We start from the raw sequence: 19,880 nt of genomic DNA on the forward strand, positions 1-19,880 counted from the left end.
AAGTGGCCGCGCTCGCGGCCGCTCGGGTAGTGCCAAGGAGATCCACCACCATGACCGACCACAGCATCAAGGGAAAAACCGTTCTCATCGCCGGCGGCGCGAAGAATCTTGGCGGGCTGATTGCGCGCGACCTCGCGGCACAGGGCGCGAAGGCTGTCGCCGTCCACTACAATACCAGCGCCACGAAGCCCGCTGCGGACGAGACGGTGGCCGCGATCAAGGCGGCCGGCGCGCAAGCCTTCGCCTTCCAGGGCGACCTCACCGGTGCCGGCGCCGTCGAGACGCTGTTTGCCGACGCGAAGGCCGCGATGGGCAGCATCGACATTGCCATCAACACAGTGGGCAAGGTGCTGAAGAAGCCGATCGTCGAGATTTCGGAGGCCGAATATGACGAGATGACGGGCGTGAACTCAAAGAGCGCCTTCTTCTTCCTCAAGGAGGCCGGCAAACATGTCAGCGACAACGGCAAGGTCTGCACGCTGGTCACGTCACTGCTGGGTGCCTTAACGCCCTTCTACGCCGCCTATGCCGGCACCAAGGCGCCGGTGGAACATTTTACCCGGGCGGCATCGAAGGAATTCGGCGAGCGCGGCATCTCAGTGACGGCGATCGGCCCCGGCCCCATGGACACGCCCTTCTTCTATCCCGCCGAAGGCGCCGACGCGGTCGCCTATCACAAGACCGCGGCAGCCCTTTCCGGCTTCTCCAAGACCGGGCTGACCGACATCGAGGACATCGTGCCCTTCATCCGCTTCCTGGTCACGGACGGCTGGTGGATGACCGGCCAGACCATCCTCGTCAACGGCGGCTACACGACGAAGTAAGACACCATGCGGCCGGGGACATCAAACCCCGGCCGCAATGGTCATCCGGCGTGACCAGCGACGGCCGTCGCCCATCCGGTCGACCAGAATCGACAGCAGTTGCTCGGCATCGCAATCCGTAACGACGAGGCAATTCGGTGGGCGACCGTCGCGATGGCGCTCGCTCACGGCTGCGACCGTCGCGCCGCGCGCCTCCGGCGGATTGGCGAGCACCCGAACATGGGCCTCCACGCCGGAAAACAGGTCTGGCGCGATATAATAGAGGATCGCGCAGGGATCATGCAGGCAGGGGTCGTTGCTGCCATAGGCCCGCAGCATCGCGCCGATCGCCACCGCAGCCGCTGTCCCCGCCTGTTCCAGCGCGGCGATATGCCCCTCCCCGATCCGCACCTTCTGCGTGACATCCAGCCCCAGCATGACGAGGGGAATGCCGGACGACATCACGATCTCGGCCGCCTCTGGATCGACGAGGATGTTGAACTCGGCGAGCGGGCCGGAATTGCCGGGGCAAAAGGCCGCCCCGCCCATGAAAACCACGGAACGGATCAACGGCGCGATGTGTGGCGCCTTGACGATGGCGAGCGCAATGTTCGTCATCGGGCCGATGACGCAAAGGCTGACCTCGCCGGGCGCCGCCAGCACCTGGCGAATGATGAAGTCCACCGCATGTTCCTCGACGAGAGCGCCGGGCTTGCCCGGCAGGTCGAGGTCGCACAGGCCATCCGTTCCATGCACCGAGGGCCATTTGCGCTGGTAAGGCCCCATCAGCGGCCGTGTGCAACCGGCATAGACCGGGATATCGCTGCGGTCCGCCAGCGCGCATATCCTAAGCGCATTGTTCGCCGTGAACGACAGGTCCTTGTTGCCCGTGACGCAGGTGATGCCGACCAGCTCGATTTCCGGGCAGGCGAGAGCGAGCAGGATGGCGATCGCGTCATCCACGCCGGGGTCGCAATCGAGAATTATGCGGTGTCGTGCCTGCACGGAGGCTTCCTTTCAAAATGGGCAAATGGATCAGTGCTTCTGGCGGGCGGAAAGGTCGGCCTCGACCCGACGGGAGTAGCGCGAAACCGAAAAGCAGATGGCGAAGTAGATGAGGGCGACGAAGACATAGGCCTCACGATAGAAGCCCAGCCATTCCGGATCGGACAGCGAGCGTTTCGACGCGCCGAGCAGGTCCACGAGGCCGATGATGGCGACAAGGGAGGAATCCTTGATGAGGCCGATCAGCGTGTTGGTGAGCGGCGGAACGGAGATACGCAGCACCTGCGGCAGCACGACGAGCCGCATGCCGGCCCAATAGCCGAGGCCAAGCGCATGGACCGCCTCGAACTGCCCCTTGGGAACGGCCAGCAATCCGCCCCGGATGACCTCCGCGAAATAGGCGGCGACGAAAAGCGTCATGCCGACAAGGGCGCGAAGCACGGCATCGATTTCCAGGCCCGCCGGCATGAACAGGGGAAGCATGACCGACGCCATGAAGAGAACCGTGATGAGCGGCACGCCGCGTACGAATTCGATATAGCCGACGCAAACGGAGCGGATGAGCGGCATGTCCGATGTGCGGCCGAGGGCGAGCAGGATGCCGAACGGGAAGGCAAACGCCGAGCCGACGACGGCGAGCAGCAAGGTCAGCGGCAGGCCGCCCCATTGCGCCGTGGGCACGGCCGCGATTCCGGCAAACCCGCCGGCCATGACGCCGAGCACCGCAGCGATGACGGCCGGCCAGATCACCAGCAGCCAGGGCGTCCAGCATCGCTTGTTGGCGCTGACCAGAACGAGGGCGACAAGCAGCAGCACCGCGAGCAAGGGACGCCACTGCTCGCCATAGGGATAAAGGCCGAACAGGATGAAACGGGCCTTTTCCCGGATGAACGCCCAGCAGGCGCCTGCCGCCACGCGGCATGCATCCGCAGACGGACTGCTCCAGACGGCATCGAACACGAGCCAGTTTGCGAGTGGAGGCACGACCTTGAAGGCGATGAACAGGAGCGCCAGCGTGATCAGCGCATTGTACCAGGTGCTGAACAGGGAGCGCAGGAAGTCGGCACTGCGACGGCGTGATGGGCGGAACATCCCGGTCATCGCGTCACCAGCGCCATGCGGTGGTTGTACCAGTTCATGAAGCCGGAAATCGCGAGGCTGATCGTCAGATAGACGATCATGAAGATCGAGACCACCTCGATCGCCTGGCCGGTCTGGTTCATGGTGACGTTGCCGACCGCAACGAGATCTGGATAGGCGATCGCGACGCCGAGCGAGCTGTTCTTCGTCATGTTGAGATATTGGCTGGTGATCGGCGGGATGATCATCCGGATCGCCTGCGGCAGGATGATCAGGCGCATGACGAGGCCAGGACGCAGCCCGAGCGAACGCCCGGCCTCCGATTGCCCCACGCTGACGGCCTCGATGCCGCCGCGCACCGTCTCGGCGATGAAGGTGGCGCTATAGGCCGTCAGGCCGAACAGCAAGGCGGCGAATTCCGGCGAAAGACGCACGCCGCCGACGAAATTGAAGCCTTGCAGGTGCGGCATGTCCAGCGCTGCCGGCGCCCCGCCGAAATACCAGGCCGCAATGACGGGAACGACGAGAACAAAGAGGACCGCCGGCGCGATCACGGTGCGGCGGCCGGTTCTCTCCTGGCGGCGGGCGGCGAGCCGGTTCAACAGCACGGCTATGGCCGCGCCGAAGGCAAGGCAAATCCCTGCATAGCCAAATGCGGCATGCGGCTCCAGCATCGGCAGAACGACGCCCCGATTGCTGAGATACACGCCCTCGACTGGATTGAGCGCCGCCCGCGGCACCGGCAAGGTGACGGTCAGCAGCCCGTACCAGAAGGACAGTTGCAGCAGCAGCGGAATATTGCGCAGCCCCTCCACATAGGCGCCGGCAACACCCGCGAGCAGCCTGTTGCTGGAGAGCCGGGCAATGCCGACGGCGGTGCCGATCACCGTTGCCAGCACGATCGCCAGCAGCGACACTTTCAACGTGTTGAGAAAGCCCACGAGCAGTGCCCGGCCATAGCTGTTCGCCGCGGAATAGGCGATCACGCTTTCGCTGATTTCAAACCGTGCCTCGCCGGTGAGGAAGCCATATCCCGTTGCGATCCCCTGCCGGGCGAGATTGCCCGCCGCGATCGCGACCAAGAGGCCGATAAACGACACGAGGGAGAGGGTGACGGCGAGCTGGAAAACCCAGCGCCGCACCGTCCGGTCCCGCAGGAGGGCTGCGAGGCTCTCGAAGAGCCCCGTAGCCGGTTTGTTTTCCGCTGGATGGGACATGGACCGCCGATCAGCGCGCCGGCGGCGCGTAGATCAGGCCGCCCTTGTTCCACAACGCGTTCGTGCCACGCTGCAATCCAAGCGGCGTCTTGGCACCGACATTGCGTTCGAAGATCTCGCCGTAATTGCCGACGGCCTTGATGGCGTTGAGCGCCCAGGCCTCGTCAAGGCCGAGCGCCTTGCCGTTGCCCGGCGATACGCCGAGAAGCGCCTGCACCGTCGGATCGGCACTCGACTTCATCTCGTCCGCATTGGCCTGGGTGACGCCCTTTTCCTCCGCCTCGATCAGCGCGAAGCCGACCCAGCGGACGATATCGCCGAACTGCTGGTCGCCATGGCGCATGGCCGCCGCCAGCGGTTCCTTGGAGATCAATTCCGGAAGGATGACGTAATCGTCCTTGTTCTGGGCAAGCGACGAGCGCCATGCCGCAAGCCCCGACGTGTCGCCGGTATAGACATCGCAACGACCGCTGTTGAAGAACGCATTGTTCAGTTCGTTGACGTCTTCGATCGCCAGAGGGCTGAAGGGCTTGCCGATGGAGCGGAAGAAATCGGCGACGTTGAGCTCGTTGGTGGTGCCGGTCTGCATGCAGATCGTCGCGCCGTCGAGATCCCTGGCCGAGGTGATGTTCAGCTTTGCCGGCACCATGAAGCCCTGGCCGTCATAGAACAGCACGGCGCCGAAATCCAAGCCGAGCGCAGTATCGCGCGTCAGCGTGTATGTCGTCACACGCGACAGGATGTCGACCTCGCCGGACTGCAACGCGGTGAAGCGGTTCTGCGCGGTCAGGGGCTTGAAGGTCACCTTGGTCGCATCACCCAGGATCGCGGCGGACAGCGCATGGCAGAAGTCGACATCCATGCCCGCCCATGTGCCGGTGCTGTCGGGCGCCGAGAACCCGGCTATGCCCTCGCTGACACCGCAGACGAGCGATCCGCGCGCCTTGACCTTGTCCAGTGTTTCCCCCGCCAGCGCGGCGGAAAAAACCGCCGTCGAAGCCAGTAATGTTGCCAGAAATAGTTTCATCGTTATCCCCTCTTTTGCTTTTTCCCGATGTGCGGCTACCCAGCACCGCTTTTCGTATTTCATTAGAAATCGTAAGCATTGGTCCGGTCAATCAACCAACCTCTGCTTTTCTCTTTAGTTTTTCTAATCTAAATAGGATGGAGGAGCACCGTCATGTCCGTTCGTCTACCCACATTGCGCGCCTTGCAGGCCTTCGAGGCAATCGGTCGTTTTGGCAGCGTCGCCGCCGCCGCCCGCGATCTCGGCATATCGTCCGGGGCCGTCAGCCAGCATATCGGCCGGCTCGAAGAGGAGGTGGGCGTCGCCCTGTTCGAGCGGAAAGGCCGTAGCCTGGTCCTCACCTCATGGGGGCAGATCTATCTGGAAAGGATCCGCGTCGGTTTCGATCATTTGCGCGCCGCCAGCACCGTCCTGCAAAGGGCGCGCCTGAAATCGGGCATCGTGGTGAGCGCCCCGCCGTCGCTGACGATACGCTGGCTGGGTCCTCTCCTCGCGGAGTGGCAAACCATCTCGCCGGGCTTGAGCGTGCGGCTGATCGGCGAGGACGACGAGCCGGTCTTCGAGGAGGAGCAGGTGGATTTCCGCATTTCCTACGGCAGCGCGCGCCATCGCTATGCCCATTTTTCCGAGCTGTTCGTCGACAAGGTCGCGCCGCTGTGCTCGCCCGCATTCCTGAAAAAGCACCCCGTGACCACGCCCGCCGACATATTCAAGGGTCCCCTGATCGGCATCGAATGGGAGAACCCCTACCAGTCCCCGCCCACCTGGTCCGACTGGGCCGCCCAGGCCGGCCTTCCCCGGCGCGAACCGCAATGCGACCTGTCCTTCTCGCTTTCCAGCGCAGCGATCGACGCCGCGGTCAACGATGCGGGCTTCGTGCTTGGCCAAACCTCCATGATCGCCAACGACCTCGCACAGGGAAAACTCGTCGTCGCCTGCAATTGCTGGATCGCCCTTTCGGAGCCTTACGCGCTGGCCTGGAACAGGGCAGCGCTCGATCGCCCGTTCGGCCGGGAGTTCAGGGACTTCATCATCCGCTCAGGACGCCGCCTTGGGAATACTGCATAGATTTGCCGAAGCCGTCGCTACATAGCCGCGTTCCTATGCAATTCATTCCAATTGGCGCGAGGTCCCATCTCGGGCACTCTGATTGCGGAAGTTTCCAGCGTTGAGGAGGAGTGACCGATGCGCGACGAACAGAACAAGGGGCAGGCGACGGAGGTCGATCTGCGCAATCTGCGCGAGGCGATGAAGATCGCGGAGGAAAGCCGGGCGGCGGGGAATCACCCGTTCGGCGCGCTGCTGGCGGGGCCGGATGGGGCGGTGCTGCTGACCTCCGGCAACACGTTCAAGGACGACAAGGGCGTCGGCCACGCGGAGATGAACGTCGCACGTGACGCCGCCAAGGCCTATACGGCGGAATTCCTGGCCGAATGCACGCTCGTCACCTCGGTCGAGCCGTGCTGCATGTGCGCGGGCGGCACTTACTGGGCGGGCATCGGCCGCCTCGTCTACGGGATGACGGAAAAGCGCCTCGCGGAACTGACCGGAGACAACCCGGAGAACCTGACGATGGACATGCCCTGCGAGCGCATTTTCGACGCCGGGCAGCGCAAGGTGGAGGTCATCGGCCCCGTTCCGGCGCTTGAAGGCGAGATTGCAAAGGTCCACGAAGGTTTTTGGTGATCGCCGCTGCGGCCTCAACCTTCGACAGCTCGCCCCGCAGTGAGCACGGGCACGACGGTATCGAGAACATCGACAAGTTCATGGGCGATGCGCGTTGCGACGAAAACGGCGTGGTCGGTCACCTGGGGCAGGCCCATCAGCTCCCCAAACGTGCCGCGCGCCAGCGGGCCGGCGATGAAGAGGGTTTTTGCTGTGCGTCCGTCCGGGCGGATGGCGCGGCTTTGCTCATCGACGGCGATGCCGAGGCCGACGCTGTCGGGTTGCAGCACGCCTGCCCGGGCGAGGCCCTCCAGGAACGGCTGGCTCGCGAGGATGGAGCGGTGGCCGGGGCCGGTCGTCACGACGACCGCGTCGTAGCGTCCTTCGAACGGTTCGCGTCCGTGACGGGGCCGGAATGCCACGGCGATTTCACCATCCGCCTGTCGTGTGACGCCGGCGATGGAGGCGGCGTGGAGGACGAAGGTGCCGGCCGCCTTGCGCCGGTCGATGGCCGCCTCCACCTGCGGGGCGATGCGGAAGCGGTGCACGTCCCAATAGGGGCGCAAGAAGCGCACGATGCGCCGCCGCTCGGCCACGGGCAGTGCCCGCCAGATGTCACCGCCCTGCCCGCGCAACCGGTCGAACACCGCATGCCAGGTGATGCCCGATGCTTCAGCCTCGGCAAGGGTACGGCGAACCCGGCGCAGCAGGGCACGCGCCGAGCGGGACGGAAGATCGACGAAGTCGCCGAACTGGTCCTGGGGGCTGAGATTGTGGCCGCGGGAGCGCAGCCCGCGGCGCGACACCGCCGTCACCAGGCCCCGATGTCCGGCAGCGTCGAGGGTGGCGATCACATCCGCGGCGGTCAGGCCCGTGCCGACCACGAGCACGCGATCATCCGGCCGGATCGACGACAGGGCCGCTGGAAGGGTGGCGTCCGTAATGTAGCGGTCGTGCCCAGCGAGCACCTTGTCGAGAGCCGCCGGGGGCTGCGGGCTCGGATGGCTCGTCGCCAGCACCAGACGGTCGGCCCAAAGCTCCGAGCCGTCATCGGCCGTTATACGCCACCCGCCGCCCTCAGCCTCTGTTACGGCGCGAACGCGGCTGCGGCGATGCTCGATCGCTCCTGCCGCGACGAGCGGCTGGAGCTGGGAGGAAACGTAACGGCCGAAGGCAGAGCGGCGCGCGAAGACGTGACCGTCCGCGGTGGTCGCGCCCGGATCGTCCCGAAGCGCGCCGGTTTCGAAAAGCCAGCGCTGGAAATGCTCGTCGTCCCCAGGAACGAGCGTCATGCGCGCCGCCGGCACGTTGATGCGGTGGACGGGCTCGTCCGTATCATAGGCGACGCCGCCGCCCACCACGGCCCGCGGCTCGTAGACGATGATCTTTGCGGCCCCGGGGCCAAGCAGGCGGGCGAGATGATAGGCGAGTGCGGCCCCGGTGAAACCACCACCGATAACCGCAACAACAGGTTTGGCTGATCCATTGCTCACGGCTTGAAAACCCGCCTGTGCTTCATCGAACGCCAAGCCTGCCGGCATGTCATGCGCCCACTGTCTTCAAGGCCGGCACCGCTTCGGCCTCGCGGCGCTTCACCGCCTCGATGTCCCGGAAGCCGTCGGCCGGATGTGTCTTCGGCAGATAAGGACCATCGCCGAAAAGCTTTTCGCGCAACGTACCAGGCTTGTATTCGGTCGGGTAGGCGCCCCGCTTCTGCAATTCCGGCACGATATGGGCGACGATATCCTCAAAACTATCCGGCGTCACGGCATAGGCGATGTTGAAGCCGTCGACATCGGTGTCGGCGACCCATTCCTGCAGAATATCGGAAATGCGCTCCGGCGAGCCGACGAAGACCGGCCCCATGCCGCCGATGCCGCCGAACTGGGCGAGTTCGTCGATCGTCCAGGACTTGTCGCCGCCGGCAATGTGCTCGACGAAGGAATGGATGGCGTTCGTCTCGATCCGCTCCACCACGTCCGTCGGCGCATATTGTCCGAAATCGATGCCGCTCCAGCCGGACATGAAGGTGAGCGAGCCGTCATAGGAGACGTAGCTTTTGTAGTCCTCGAACTTCTTCTGCGCCTTGTCTTCCGTTTCGTCGGTGATGATGGTGATCAGCGTATAGATGAAGACCTTTTTCGGGTCGCGGCCGGCGGCGGCGATGCGCTGGCGGATATCGGCGACATAGGCCTTCAGCACGGATTTGGTCGGCGCGGCGACGAAGATGCATTCCGCATGGGCGGCGGCGAAAGCCTTGCCCGGGCCGGAGGCGCCCGCCTGGTAGAGCACGGGCGTGCGCTGCGGCGAGGGTTCCGTCAGGCCGTAGCCCGGCACCTCGAAGAACTTGCCCTTGTGGGCGATTTCGTGGACCTTTTCCGGATGGGTGAAGATGCGCTTCTCGCCATCGCGCACCACCGCCCCCTCCTCCCAGGACCCTTCCAGCAGCTTGTAGAGCACCTCGACATATTCGGCGGCCACCTCGTAGCGGTTGTCATGCCGGCGAAGGCCGCCCTGCCCGACATTCTTCGCGCCGCTTTCCAGATAGGAGGTGACGATGTTCCAGCCGACGCGGCCCTTCGAGTGGTGGTCTGCCGTCGCGAGGCGCCGGGCGAAGGTATAGGGATGCTCGAAGGAGGTGGAGGCGGTGATGCCGATGCCGAGATGCTCGGTGGCAAGCGCGATGGGGGCCGCAAGCTGCATCGGGTCGTTCACCGGAAGCTGCGCCGCCTGGTGGATGGCGTGGTAGTTCGAGCCCTTGTAGACGTCGTAATAGCCGATGACATCGGCGATGAAGATGCCATCGAAAACACCGCGCTCCAGCGTGCGGGCGAGATCCTGCCAATAGTCCAGATCCTTGTATTTCCAGGACTTGTCGCGTGGATGCGCCCACAGCCCCGGCGACTGGTGGCCGACGCAGTTCATGTCGAAGGCGTTGAAACGGATGGGGCGGGCCATGGGGTTCTCCAGCGTCTTGAGGATGCCTGAAGGCATCGGACTTTCGGGGGAGGATAACGCCTGCTTCAAACAAATACAGAAATTCTATCTTTTATATAGATTAGTTTCGGAAATGGCTTTGCTGGCTCCGGGATCGCGCGTTGGGGAAAATGCGGACCGAGCAGCCGAACGGCGCTGGAACAGGAGATCCGCCATGAACGCCCTACACCTTCTCAAGGACCCCGATCTTCAGGACGACCGCACGCGGCTTTTCGCCAAGGCGGAGGAGATTTCCGCCGACCTCGCCCGCCGCGGCGCGGAGCTGGACGCGGAAGGCAGGCCGCCGATTGCGGAAATCGAAAGGCTGAAGAAGGATGGGCTGCTGAACGCCCTGCACCCGGTGGAAATCGGCGGCGGCGGGCTCGACTGGGTGGATGGGCTGCGGCTGGTGCGCATCCTGGCGCGCGGCGAGAGCTCGATCGGCCAGTTGCTCGGCTACCATTTCGTCAACAGCCAGTACATCTACTGGGCGGCGGACGATCCGGACAAGGCCTGGGACCTCGGTGTCGAGACGGTGGCGAAGTCGCTCTATTGGGGTGCCGCCGTCAATCCGCGCGATCCGGGCCTGACGCTGACGCAGGATGGCGACCACTACCTGCTGAACGGCCGCAAGACATTCTCGACCGGCGCCCATATTTCCGACCGCCTGAATGCCAATGCGGCTTTCGGCGACCAGATCGCCAATCTCGTGCTGCCGACCGATCGCCCGGGTTATGTGGCCAATGACGACTGGGACAATATCGGCCAGCGGCTCTCCGACAGCGGCAGCGTCGAATTCCGCGATTTTCCGGTCTATGAGAGTGATTTCCTGCTGCCGCTCGCGGCCAGGGATGCCGCACCTGCGGTGCAGGCGACCTTCAACACACCGCTCATCCAGCTTGTCTTCGTCAACTTCTACATCGGCACGGCGGAAGGCGCGCTCGATGCGGCCATCGATTATGTGCGCACGACGACCCGCCCCTGGCTGACCTCCGGCGTCGAGAAGGCAAGCGAGGACCCATATATCCTGGAGCGCATCGGCGAATTCCGCGCGGCGCTGAAAGCCTCCGCAGCGCTTGCCGATGCCGCCGCGGCCACCGTGCAGTCGGTGCTCGCGCGGGGCCGGACTGTCACCGCGCAGGAGCGCGGCGAAGCGGCAATCGAGGCCTATGCGGCCAAGGTCAACGCTACCCATGTGGCGCTCGACGTCACCGCCCGCGTCTTCGAATTGACCGGCGCCCGCTCGACGGCCTCGCACTACCGTTTCGACCGCTATTGGCGCAACGTGCGCACCCACACGCTGCACGACCCGGTGTTCTACAAGGCGCGCGAAGTCGGCGATTTCGCGCTTAACGGCCGCGTGCCGGAGCCGAGCCTCTATAGCTGAGGCGATCAGCCGGCAGGTAGGAAGGGCGGCCACCGGCCGCCTTTTTCATCGGCGCATAAAAAAGGGCCGCAATCCCGAAGGATTGCGGCCAGGCGACCACCCCCCACCACGAGGGTTGGATTTCAGAGCGCGCCGTTGCGCGGCGGCGTGACACCGTTCAGGTGATAGTTGCCGACGACATGGTATTTCCAGCGCACCGGATCGTGCAGCGTATGTGTGCGCGCATTGCGCCAGTGGCGTTCGAGATTAAGGCCGCGTTTCGTGGCGGCGGTTCCGGCAAGCTCGAACAGCACGTTCGTCGCGTCGATGGCGAGTTCCGTCGTCAGCACCTTGGCCGCGGCCACCGCAAGGGTCGCCGCCACGGAATTTTCCTGGCTCAGGCTGACCTGCGCCTGGTCGACCCTGCGCCCTGCCCGTTCCAGCGTCGCCTCCGCAGCCTCGATGCGGATGGCGAGTTCGCCGATGCGCGAGATCGTCAAAGGATCGTCGGCAGCGCGCTCGACGCCGCTGTCCGTCCAGGGCCGCGCCTTGTCGCGCACGAAGCCGATGGTTTCCTTCAGCGCCGCCCGGGCGATGCCGAGATCGACGGCGGCGTGGATGATCTGCCCGACCGAGCCAATCGTGCCGGGGCGCTCGAAACCCTTCTGGTGCTGGACCACGGCATCGGCCGGCACATAGACGTCGCGCAGGATCGTCGTGCCGCTGCCAGTCGTGCGCTGGCCGAAACCGTCCCAGTCGTCGACGATCTCGATGCCCTCCGTCTCGCGCGGCGCAAAGGACATGGTCAGCCGCTCCTCGCCGTCGAGCGCGAAGATCACCACCCAATGGGCGAAAAGCACGCCCGTCGAATAGAATTTCCGCCCGTTTATGCGAAAGCCCGCGCCATCAGGCGTAATGCGCGTGTTGTAGTTGCCGACGGTCTTCGTGCCGACCTCGGAGAGCGCATTGCCGAAGCGGTCGCCGGCCAGCGCGCGGCCGAAATAGAACCGCTTCTGCGCCTCGCTGCCGTCGTGACGCAGCGCTTCGAGAATATAGAAATGGTTCTGCGGGATCTGGCCGATCGAGCTGTCGGCCTCGGAAAGAATGGCCGTGACCTCGGCGAGCACCACGTTCGACACGTCGATGCCGCCATAATCCGAGGGCACCGTGATGGCGAGCAGGCCGGAGGCGGAGAGCCGGTCAAGCTCCTCGTAGGGAAGCGCGCGCTCGTAATCGCGTCGGCTGGCGCCGGCCGCGAACTCATCGGCAAGCGTGCGCGCGACGGCGAGCGCTTCCTCTTCGCTGGCGATGCGGTGGGCGGTCTGCTGCGGTCGGGCGAGCTGTGTGACGCTGCTCATGATCGTTCCTTTCGAGAGAGGCGGCCCGGCCTTACGCCCGGGCGGCGGCCTTGCGGTTGGCGAAGCCGATGGCAAGGACCGAGAAGATGAGGAGCCCGGTGCCGACCTGCTGCCAGTAGAAGTTCAGGCCGGAGAGGAGCAGGCCGTTGGCGACGATGCCGAGCAGCAGCACGCCGAGCACCGTGCCCGGAACGTTCGGCCGCCCGTGCGGGTCAAACGTCGTGCCGATGAAGGTGGCGCCGATGGCGTTGAGCAGGAAGGCATTGCCGGAGGACGGGATATAGACCGTCACCGTCGAGGTGAGGATCAGCCCGACAATCGCTGATATGGCCGAGACCAGCACATAGGTCGCGGCGGTGACGCGCGACAGCCGGATGCCGGAATAGCGCACGACGCTCGCCTGGATGCCGGTGGCGAGCACCACGCGGCCGAAACGCGTGCGCGACAGGACGAGCCAGGCCCCGACAATCACAAGCGCAGCGACCAGCAGCGGCACGGGAAGGCCGGCAAACGTGCCGTGGCCAAGGAACCGGAAAGCCTCCGGCACGCCGGCGGGTGGCAGATAGACCGGATTGCCGCCGTTCGTCAGCAATTGCTGCACGCTGCGGCCGACGAAAAGCGTGCCGAGCGTGGCGAGGAAGGGCGAAATGCCGATGCCGGCAATCAGCACGGCATTGAACAGACCGACGAGAGCCCCGCCGGCAAGCCCGCCGAGGGCTGCCAGCGGGATCGGCTGCCCGGCAAGAACGAGGGAGACGAAGGCGAAGCTGGCAAAATCGATGGCCGTGCCGACCGACAGGTCGATGCCGCCGGCCGAAACGGCGAAGGTCATGGCGACGGCGACGATGGCCAGCAGCGCAAAATTGTTCACCAGCACGCTGACGAGATTGGCGCCGGACAGGAAGCCCGGGGCAAGGGCTGCGAAAGTGGCGAAGGCCGCGGCAAGCGCCGCGACCAGCGCATAACGCCCGATGCCGCGCGTGAAGGCCGAGAGGGATGCCGTCGCCATGTCAGATCGTCTCCCGGCGCAGCAGCGTGGTGGCGGACACCACGAGCAGGATCAGCAGGCCCTGCACGCCGCTCACCAGCGTGCTGGAAATGTTGAGGAGCTGGAAGCCGTTGATAAGGAAGCCGACGAAGAGCGCGGACAGCAAGGTTCCGGTGATCGTCGGCACCAGCCGGCGGGAAAACACCACCCCGAGCAGCGCCGTCACGACGACCGGCAGCAGCATCTCGCCCGCCCCCGTCGTGCTGCCGCTCAAGTAGGACACCGACAGGATGCCGGCAAAACCACCGCAAAGTCCGCTTGCAAGGAAGGAGCCCGCGACGAAGGAGCGGACCGGCAGGCCGGCGGCGCGCGCCGCATCGGGATACTCGCCGACCGCGTAGAGCCGGAGGCCGAGCGGCGTATATTGCACGATAGCCGCGACGACCAGCGTGAAACCGAGCAGGACATAGGCGAGAACGGGAACGCCGAACGGACCGCTCGCGGAAAGCGTCGAGAGGAATTCGCCGGAGGCCGGCACGACGGTGTTCTGGGTCAGAACGAGTTCGAGGCCGGCCACGACATTCATCACGGCGAGCGTCGCCAGCAGCGGCACGATGCCGGCAAGCGTGACCGCCGCGGCATTGACCGCGCCGATGGCAAGCCCCGTGCCGAGCGCCCCGAGGATCGCCACCGCATCGCCCTGCCCCGCCTGCGCCAGCGTCGCATAGACGGCGGCACTCAGGCCCATATTGGCGGCAAGCGAGAGGTCGATGCCGCCCGTGACGACATTCGAGCCACCGGCGATGACGACGATGGTGAGGCCGATCGCCAGCACCCCGGCAATGGCGGACTGGCCGAGCACGTTGCCGATATTGCCGACCGTCAGGAAGAACGGTGCGGCGATGGAGAAGAACACCAGCACGCCGGCGAAGACAGCGAGCGAGCCGCCGCGAAGCGCAAGCGTCGCCAGCCGCCGCCCGAGCGCCGGGCCAGGCTTGTCAGGCTCCGGTGACGTTTTCTCTTCGAGCCCGAAGACGGAGGGCGGGATATAGGGGGCGTCAACCAGCATGGCGCAGCGTCTCGTGGGCACCCGTCACGTCGGTGAGGACCTGATCGGGGCTCGTTTCGGAGGAGATGAATTCCCGCGTCACCCGGCCGCGGAAGAAGACGAGGACCCGGTCAGTGATGCCGAGCAGTTCCTCTATATCGGAGGAGAGCACGAGGATGCCCGCGCCGCGCTCGGCCAGCTCGCCGATCAGCCGATAGATCTCGACCTTGGCGGCAATGTCGACGCCGACGGTGGGCTCGTCCAGCAGGTAGATTTCCGACTGGCGGCTCAGCCATTTGGCGATCGCCACCTTCTGCTGGTTGCCGCCCGAGAGCGTGCGCACCAACGCATCAATGCCGTCGGTCTTGATCTCCAGCCGCTTGACGAGGTCTTCGGTTTGGCGCCGCTCGGCGCCACGGTCGATGAGGCCCCTGGAAAACCGGCCGAGGCTGGCGAGTGTGGTGTTTTCCGTCACCGCAAGGTCGAGCGCCACGCCGTCGCGGCGGCGGTCTTCCGGCACGAGGGCGAGACGTTTTTCCGTCGCCTTCGCCGGGTCGGTGGCGAAGATTGCCTCGCCCTTGACCGAGACGGTGCCGCCGGTCGGCCGGTCGAGGCCGAAGAGCGTGCGCACGACCTCCTTGGCGCCCGAGCCGACAAGGCCGGTGAGCCCCAGCACCTCGCCCCGGCACAGCGTGAAGGACACCTCGTCGTAGCGGTCAGTGAGCGCAAGGTTTTCCACCTGCAACAGCGTCCCGCCGGGTGTGACCTGCGGTTTCGGGTAGAGCTCGCCGATGGCACGGTTGACCATCAGCGCGCCGATCTTCGCAGCCGAGGTCTCTGTGATCGGCAGGGTCGCGACGTCCCGGCCGTTGCGCAGCACCGTCACGGTGTCGCACAGATCGACGATCTCCCCGAGATAGTGCGAGATGTAGAGGATGGTGATGCCCTCCTCGCTGAGGCGCCGGATGAGCCGGAAGAGAAGGTCCGCCTCGCGCCGCACGAGCGCTGCCGTCGGTTCGTCGAAGACCAGCACCTTGGGATTGGCGATCAGCGCCCGCGTGATCTGCACGATCTGCTTTTCGGCCGCGGAAAGATCCGCGATGAGGGCCGAGGCGGGCAGTTGCAGGCCGAAATAACGATCCAGCATCTCCGCCGCCTTCCGGCGCATCGCCGCGCGGTCGAGGAAGGGCGTGCCGGCAATGCGCGGTTCGCGGCCGAGGAAGAGCGTTTCGCCGACCGTGAAAGTCGGCACCAGCAGGCGGTCCTGGTGGATGAAGTGGATGCCGAGCGCTTCGGCAAGATGTGGCGTCAGCCGGTCATAGGCCTTGCCGTCGATCTCGATCGTGCCCTCGTCCGCCCGGTGCAGGCCGGCCAGCAGCTTGATCAGCGTCGATTTGCCGGCGCCGTTCTGGCCGACAAGGCCATGCACCGTGCCGCGCCGCACTGTGAGCGACGCGCCGGAAAGGGCTGCCGCACCGCCGAACCGCTTGACGACCCCGTCGAAACGAAGGATCGCGTCGCCGCCGTTCTCTACCGCATCCACCATGCCGTGTCCTCGTTTGTAGCCCCCTCATCCGCCTGCCGGCACCTTCTCCCCGTGGGGGAGAAGGGGAGGATTCGCGACGTCTCGTTTTTCCCCTTCTCCCCACCGGGGAGAAGGTGCCGGCAGGCGGATGACGGGGTAGCCGCATATGCTTTCGTTTTAAAAATCAGCCGATGCCGAGCTTCTTCGACACTTCGCCGACGGTCTGCTTGTTGGCGAGGAGTGCGGGCACATAGGTCTCGCGCGGCAGAGTCTCGCCGGCGAGGTAGCGGGCGACGTTCTGGATCGCTACGCGGCCAAGCTCGGCCGGCTGCTGGGCGACGTCGGCGGCGGCCGGCGAATTCGGGTCCGCCACAAGCTGGAGCACTTCCGGGCTGCCATCGACGCCGTAGGTCTTGATCTCGGTGCGACCGGCGGCCGTGAGGGCCTGCGTGGCGCCAAGCTGCGGGATGTCCCAGGCCGACCAGATGGCCTTGATCGAACCCTTTTCCGGATATTTGGCGAGGATCGCCGTGATCTGGGTGAAGGCGTCCTGCACCGTGTTCGGGATCACGTCGCGCAGCTCCGGCTGGATGATCTGTACCTTCGGGAAATATTTGACGACATTGACGAGCTGGTCGTAGCGGATCGCGCAGGGCGTCACGCCGTAGAAGCCGTTGAAGACGACGATATTGCCTTCGCCGCCGATATCCGAGACGAGCTGGAGGGCGAGGTCCTTGCCGATGCCCCAATTGTCCGAGGTCGCGTTGTTGATCGAGTTCACCGAGCCGACGTCAATGGTCAGGACCGGGATATCCGCCTCGCGGGCCTTCTTCAGCCACGGGTCGATGACGCTCAGCGTGCCGAGCAGCTGGACGATGGCATCGGGCTTCTGGGCGATCAGCGTCTGGAGCTGGGAGACGAGCTTGCCGTCGTTGCGGCCGGCGTCCACCGCGATCGGCTCGCCACCGAGGCGTTTCACTTCCTCGATCTGGGCATTGTAGGCCTGGAGATCGAAGAAATGGTCGGTGCCGGTCGCGCTGATGCCGATGCGCTTGCCCTTGAGGGAAAGCTCGCCTGCGGCCGAAGCCGAGCGCGCGGACAGGAGCCCTGCACCGGCGACGACGCCTGCGACGGCGGTGAGTTTCAGGAGGTTGCGGCGGTTCACGCCGGCGGTGCGTTCGTCAGTCATGGTGGTCCCCATCCATGCGTTTGATGATATAATCTATAAATTAGATGCATTATCGGCGCAGGACAGGCAGAATTTTCCAAATCGCGAGGACCTGTGAAAATAATCCGCTTGCCGAAGGGCATGCCGACATCCGGCATAAGCCGCGCGTTCAGATGATGTATTCCGGCTCGCTCAGCGTCTGGTCCATCGTGCGGCGACCACCTCGTAGTCTTCTCCGGGACCAGCGCCCCAGGCATTGTCGATCTGCATCATTGTCAACTCATCGCTGTCGTGAACGGGAAAAGGCCCGTCACGCGTGGAACTGACGGCGAGAGTAGCGTTTGCGGGACTCAAATACCTGCGTTGTCCCGTCCTGGAATTTCGGGAAGATCACCCGCTCCACCTTCGCGTGGCCCTTGAGGTATTCCGCGACCTTCACGGCATTCTCATTGTTCTGGCGCAGGCACAGCGGCGACGTCTCCAGGTCCTGGATGAACTGGAAGGCGTTCTGCTGGCTGATCGCCGCGCCAAGATCGCGCAGCAGGACGGCGCGGGATGTAGGGATGGAAGGCGATCGTCGCGGCCTTCTCGATCCAAGTCTTGTCCTGGTAACTCGGATCGGGCTCGTTGAGGTTCGGCTGGCGCTCGGCATGCTCGACCCAGGGGAAGGTGCCGCTGTCGACGATCGCGCGGCTGATGGCGGCGAACTCGGCGATCGGGAAGACCTCCCGCTTCGGGTTCGGCAAGGATTCCGCATAATAGGCGCGGGTACGCTCGTCCGTCGCCGTCTCGAAGGCTTCCGGGTCCGATGCGTCGACGAAGCGCGTTTCGATACCGAAGCTTTTCAGCGTCGCGGCGAACGACGTCCAGGTGCCGCCATAGAGGCCGGCAGCGCTGACGATGTTGTCGCCCGCCCGCGCCACTTAGGATCGCATAGGCAGAGGCTGCCTAGCCAGAGGAGAGCGCCAGCGCTGCCGCCCCGCCTTCCAGCTCGGCGAGACGCCGCTCGAAGGCATCCTGCGTCGGGTTAGAGACGCGGGTGTAGAGAGGGCCTGCGGCTTCCAGCGCGAAGAGCGTGCTGGCGGCATCGCTGCTGGCCTTCATCGGCATTTTCGACCTGCTCAACGCCGCCCGCGCCCCCGCCGCCGATCCCAAATGGCTCGGCTTCTACAACGAGGCCTATCTCGTCGTCGCGGCCGTCTATTTCGTCATCTGCTTTGCAGCCTCCCGCTACAGCCAATGGCGGGAGCGCAGGCTGCAGTCCGGCCGGCGCCAGGCATGACGGGGCGATGGGGAGCGCGATGAATAATCCTTGCAAGCGCGCCACAAGAGAATAGATTTCCTTACAGAAACTATAGAATTTATTATTTTACGCGGAGCTCCACTTGCCCTCCGGCAGGCGGGGGCTCTCCAGATGATCGGCAGCCGCCCCGGCAGGAAGACATGTCATGACCAAGCCCGACCAGCCCCTCGATTTCCTCTGGTTCATCCCGAGTTCCGGCGATGGTTCCTACCTCGGTTCGGACGAACTCAGCCGCCCGCCGGATCCGGGCTATTTCCGCGAGATCGCGGTCGCCGTCGACCGTCTCGGCTATTCGGGAGTGCTCATTCCGGTCGGCGCGGCCTGCGAGGAATCCTTCGTTTTGGCCGCCGACCTTGCCGCGCGCACGGAAAAGCTGAAATTCCTCGTGGCGATCCGCCCCGGCACAGCGACACCGGCCTATTATGCGCGCCTCGCCGCGACGCTCGACCGGGTCTCCAATGGGCGCCTGCTGCTCAACATCGTGGTCGGCGGCAGTTCGCAGGAGCTTGCCGGCGACGGCATCTTCCTGCCGCATGACGAGCGCTACGACCACGCCAGCGAATTCTTCCAGGTCTTCAACGAGTTGATCGAGACCGGCCGCTCGACGCTCGACGGCAAGTACATCAAGGCGATCGACGCCAAGCTCGGCCTGCCGCCCGTCCAGCAGCCGCGCCCGCCGATCTATTTCGGCGGCTCCTCCGAAGCGGCGATCGATTTTGCCGGCGGCCTCGTCGACAAGTACCTGACCTGGGGCGAACCGCCGGCACAGGTCGGGGAAAAGATCGCCCATGCCCGCAAGGTCGCCGCCGCCAAGGGCCGCGAGGCCACCTTCGGCATCCGCCTGCATTTCATCGTCCGCGAGACCGACGACGAGGCATGGGAAGCCGCCGACCGGCTGATTTCCCGGCTTTCGGACGAGGCCATCGCCTCGGCGCAGGAGGTGCTGACCAAGAATTCCGACTCCGTCGGCCAGGCGCGCATGGTGGCCCTGCACAACGGCCGGCGCGACAAGCTGGAAGTGTCGCCGAACCTGTGGGCCGGCATCGGCCTCGTGCGTTCCGGTGCGGGCACCGCACTTGTCGGCTCGCCCAAGACGGTCGCCGCGCGGCTGCGCGAATACCAGGCACTCGGCATCGATACGGTGATCGCCTCCGGCTATCCGCATGTGGAAGAGGCCTACCGGGTTTCCGAGCTGCTCTTCCCGGAACTCGGCCTTCCCGGCCCGCGCGGCCAGCTGCGCGCCTCCTTCGGCGACCGCCAGGTCTTCGGCGGCGGCGGCCATGGCGGCAACGTCAAGCTGACCTCGGCGTCCTAGCCGTCAGGTGATAATTCCGGTTCGCCGCCCGGCGGA

The 19,880-nt window shown here is 65.2% G+C and carries 17 protein-coding genes and 1 pseudogene; 6 read left to right on the forward strand and 12 right to left on the reverse strand.

Annotation, left to right across the window (positions count from 1 at the left end; translation table 11 throughout):
* Positions 1-50: 50 nt before the first annotated feature.
* A complete protein-coding gene (locus tag AC1Q6Z_RS10630; RefSeq protein ID WP_492647742.1) occupies positions 51-824 on the forward strand; it encodes an SDR family oxidoreductase in 774 nt (257 codons plus the stop codon).
* A 21-nt stretch (positions 825-845) separates the two neighbouring features.
* Here AC1Q6Z_RS10630 and AC1Q6Z_RS10635 read toward each other — a convergent pair whose 3' ends face one another.
* Genes AC1Q6Z_RS10635 through AC1Q6Z_RS10650 form a run of 4 tightly spaced genes read right to left on the reverse strand, consistent with a single transcriptional unit; the run spans position 846 to position 5,132 of the window.
* On the reverse strand, positions 846-1,808 hold the full coding sequence (locus tag AC1Q6Z_RS10635; protein ID WP_492647743.1) for a nucleoside hydrolase: 963 nt from the start codon (positions 1,806-1,808) through the stop codon (positions 846-848).
* A gap of 30 nt (positions 1,809-1,838) precedes the next feature.
* A complete protein-coding gene (locus AC1Q6Z_RS10640; protein WP_492647744.1) occupies positions 1,839-2,909 on the reverse strand; it encodes an amino acid ABC transporter permease in 1,071 nt (356 codons plus the stop codon).
* Positions 2,906-4,105: an amino acid ABC transporter permease gene (locus AC1Q6Z_RS10645; RefSeq protein WP_492647745.1), complete on the reverse strand. Its 1,200-nt coding sequence runs from the start codon at positions 4,103-4,105 to the stop codon at positions 2,906-2,908. Before AC1Q6Z_RS10645 ends, AC1Q6Z_RS10640 begins: the two co-directional genes overlap by 4 nt.
* 10 nt (positions 4,106-4,115) lie before the next feature.
* Positions 4,116-5,132 (reverse strand): amino acid ABC transporter substrate-binding protein, encoded by a 1,017-nt coding sequence (locus AC1Q6Z_RS10650; protein WP_492647746.1) that lies wholly within the window; start codon positions 5,130-5,132, stop codon positions 4,116-4,118.
* 153 nt (positions 5,133-5,285) lie between these two features.
* Between AC1Q6Z_RS10650 and AC1Q6Z_RS10655 the strand changes: the two genes are divergently transcribed.
* Together AC1Q6Z_RS10655 and AC1Q6Z_RS10660 are read left to right on the forward strand one after the other, a co-directional pair.
* On the forward strand, positions 5,286-6,200 hold the full coding sequence (locus AC1Q6Z_RS10655) for a LysR family transcriptional regulator (protein WP_256115152.1): 915 nt from the start codon (positions 5,286-5,288) through the stop codon (positions 6,198-6,200).
* A gap of 117 nt (positions 6,201-6,317) precedes the next feature.
* Positions 6,318-6,818: a nucleoside deaminase gene (locus AC1Q6Z_RS10660; protein WP_492647747.1), complete on the forward strand. Its 501-nt coding sequence runs from the start codon at positions 6,318-6,320 to the stop codon at positions 6,816-6,818.
* Positions 6,819-6,832: 14 nt separating this feature from the next.
* On the opposite strand, the gene AC1Q6Z_RS10665 is transcribed toward AC1Q6Z_RS10660, so the two are convergent.
* Both AC1Q6Z_RS10665 and AC1Q6Z_RS10670 read right to left on the reverse strand, forming a co-directional pair.
* On the reverse strand, positions 6,833-8,290 hold the full coding sequence (locus AC1Q6Z_RS10665; protein WP_492647748.1) for an FAD/NAD(P)-binding protein: 1,458 nt from the start codon (positions 8,288-8,290) through the stop codon (positions 6,833-6,835).
* A gap of 49 nt (positions 8,291-8,339) precedes the next feature.
* Positions 8,340-9,755, reverse strand: coding sequence for an LLM class flavin-dependent oxidoreductase (locus tag AC1Q6Z_RS10670; RefSeq protein ID WP_492647749.1), 1,416 nt, complete (start codon positions 9,753-9,755; stop codon positions 8,340-8,342).
* 193 nt (positions 9,756-9,948) lie between these two features.
* Here AC1Q6Z_RS10670 and AC1Q6Z_RS10675 point away from each other — a divergent pair, with 193 nt between their 5' ends.
* Positions 9,949-11,160, forward strand: a complete 1,212-nt coding sequence (locus tag AC1Q6Z_RS10675) for an acyl-CoA dehydrogenase family protein (RefSeq protein ID WP_492647750.1) — start codon at positions 9,949-9,951, stop codon at positions 11,158-11,160.
* 122 nt (positions 11,161-11,282) lie between these two features.
* Here the strand turns inward: AC1Q6Z_RS10675 and AC1Q6Z_RS10680 are convergent, their stop codons facing one another.
* The 6 genes and pseudogenes from AC1Q6Z_RS10680 to AC1Q6Z_RS10705 all read right to left on the reverse strand — a co-directional run.
* Positions 11,283-12,497, reverse strand: coding sequence for an SfnB family sulfur acquisition oxidoreductase (locus AC1Q6Z_RS10680; RefSeq protein WP_492647751.1), 1,215 nt, complete (start codon positions 12,495-12,497; stop codon positions 11,283-11,285).
* A gap of 31 nt (positions 12,498-12,528) precedes the next feature.
* Entirely contained in the window at positions 12,529-13,506 is a 978-nt protein-coding gene (locus tag AC1Q6Z_RS10685) for an ABC transporter permease (RefSeq protein ID WP_492647752.1), read from the reverse strand.
* A gap of 1 nt (position 13,507) precedes the next feature.
* Positions 13,508-14,554 carry an ABC transporter permease gene (locus AC1Q6Z_RS10690; RefSeq protein ID WP_492647753.1) on the reverse strand — a complete coding sequence of 349 codons (1,047 nt, stop codon included), beginning with the start codon at positions 14,552-14,554 and terminating at the stop codon, positions 13,508-13,510.
* Positions 14,544-16,079, reverse strand: a complete 1,536-nt coding sequence (locus AC1Q6Z_RS10695) for a sugar ABC transporter ATP-binding protein (RefSeq protein WP_492647754.1) — start codon at positions 16,077-16,079, stop codon at positions 14,544-14,546. The genes AC1Q6Z_RS10690 and AC1Q6Z_RS10695 overlap by 11 nt, the downstream gene beginning before the upstream one ends.
* 163 nt (positions 16,080-16,242) lie before the next feature.
* Positions 16,243-17,247, reverse strand: a complete 1,005-nt coding sequence (locus AC1Q6Z_RS10700; protein WP_439617805.1) for a sugar ABC transporter substrate-binding protein — start codon at positions 17,245-17,247, stop codon at positions 16,243-16,245.
* Positions 17,248-17,593: 346 nt separating this feature from the next.
* A pseudogene (locus tag AC1Q6Z_RS10705) lies at positions 17,594-18,321 on the reverse strand (aminotransferase class I/II-fold pyridoxal phosphate-dependent enzyme); the annotation flags it as partial.
* Here AC1Q6Z_RS10705 and AC1Q6Z_RS10710 point away from each other — a divergent pair.
* Together AC1Q6Z_RS10710 and ssuD are read left to right on the forward strand one after the other, a co-directional pair.
* Positions 18,302-18,508, forward strand: coding sequence for a hypothetical protein (locus AC1Q6Z_RS10710; RefSeq protein WP_492647755.1), 207 nt, complete (start codon positions 18,302-18,304; stop codon positions 18,506-18,508). The pseudogene AC1Q6Z_RS10705 and the gene AC1Q6Z_RS10710 sit on opposite strands and share 20 nt — an antisense overlap.
* A 166-nt stretch (positions 18,509-18,674) precedes the next feature.
* Complete coding sequence (ssuD, locus tag AC1Q6Z_RS10715) at positions 18,675-19,844, forward strand: FMNH2-dependent alkanesulfonate monooxygenase (protein ID WP_435264446.1); 1,170 nt, start codon at positions 18,675-18,677, stop codon at positions 19,842-19,844.
* Positions 19,845-19,880: the final 36 nt, after the last annotated feature.

The sequence above is a fragment of the Shinella sp. GW835-FHT14H05 genome (genome assembly GCF_058793575.1).

Bases quoted from the DNA above. Each gene is read 5' to 3' on its own strand.
- AC1Q6Z_RS10640 (WP_492647744.1), bottom strand. From the start codon at position 2,909: ATGACCGGGATGTTCCGCCCATCACGCCGTCGCAGTGCCGACTTCCTG.
- AC1Q6Z_RS10655 (WP_256115152.1), top strand. From the start codon at position 5,286: ATGTCCGTTCGTCTACCCACATTGCGCGCCTTGCAGGCCTTCGAGGCA.
- AC1Q6Z_RS10630 (WP_492647742.1), top strand. From the start codon at position 51: ATGACCGACCACAGCATCAAGGGAAAAACCGTTCTCATCGCCGGCGGC.
- AC1Q6Z_RS10680 (WP_492647751.1), bottom strand. From the start codon at position 12,497: ATGAGCAGCGTCACACAGCTCGCCCGACCGCAGCAGACCGCCCACCGC.
- AC1Q6Z_RS10660 (WP_492647747.1), top strand. From the start codon at position 6,318: ATGCGCGACGAACAGAACAAGGGGCAGGCGACGGAGGTCGATCTGCGC.
- AC1Q6Z_RS10695 (WP_492647754.1), bottom strand. From the start codon at position 16,079: ATGGTGGATGCGGTAGAGAACGGCGGCGACGCGATCCTTCGTTTCGAC.
- AC1Q6Z_RS10690 (WP_492647753.1), bottom strand. From the start codon at position 14,554: ATGCTGGTTGACGCCCCCTATATCCCGCCCTCCGTCTTCGGGCTCGAA.
- AC1Q6Z_RS10670 (WP_492647749.1), bottom strand. From the start codon at position 9,755: ATGGCCCGCCCCATCCGTTTCAACGCCTTCGACATGAACTGCGTCGGC.
- AC1Q6Z_RS10645 (WP_492647745.1), bottom strand. From the start codon at position 4,105: ATGTCCCATCCAGCGGAAAACAAACCGGCTACGGGGCTCTTCGAGAGC.
- AC1Q6Z_RS10700 (WP_439617805.1), bottom strand. From the start codon at position 17,247: ATGACTGACGAACGCACCGCCGGCGTGAACCGCCGCAACCTCCTGAAA.
- AC1Q6Z_RS10675 (WP_492647750.1), top strand. From the start codon at position 9,949: ATGAACGCCCTACACCTTCTCAAGGACCCCGATCTTCAGGACGACCGC.
- AC1Q6Z_RS10650 (WP_492647746.1), bottom strand. From the start codon at position 5,132: ATGAAACTATTTCTGGCAACATTACTGGCTTCGACGGCGGTTTTTTCC.
- ssuD (WP_435264446.1), top strand. From the start codon at position 18,675: ATGACCAAGCCCGACCAGCCCCTCGATTTCCTCTGGTTCATCCCGAGT.
- AC1Q6Z_RS10685 (WP_492647752.1), bottom strand. From the start codon at position 13,506: ATGGCGACGGCATCCCTCTCGGCCTTCACGCGCGGCATCGGGCGTTAT.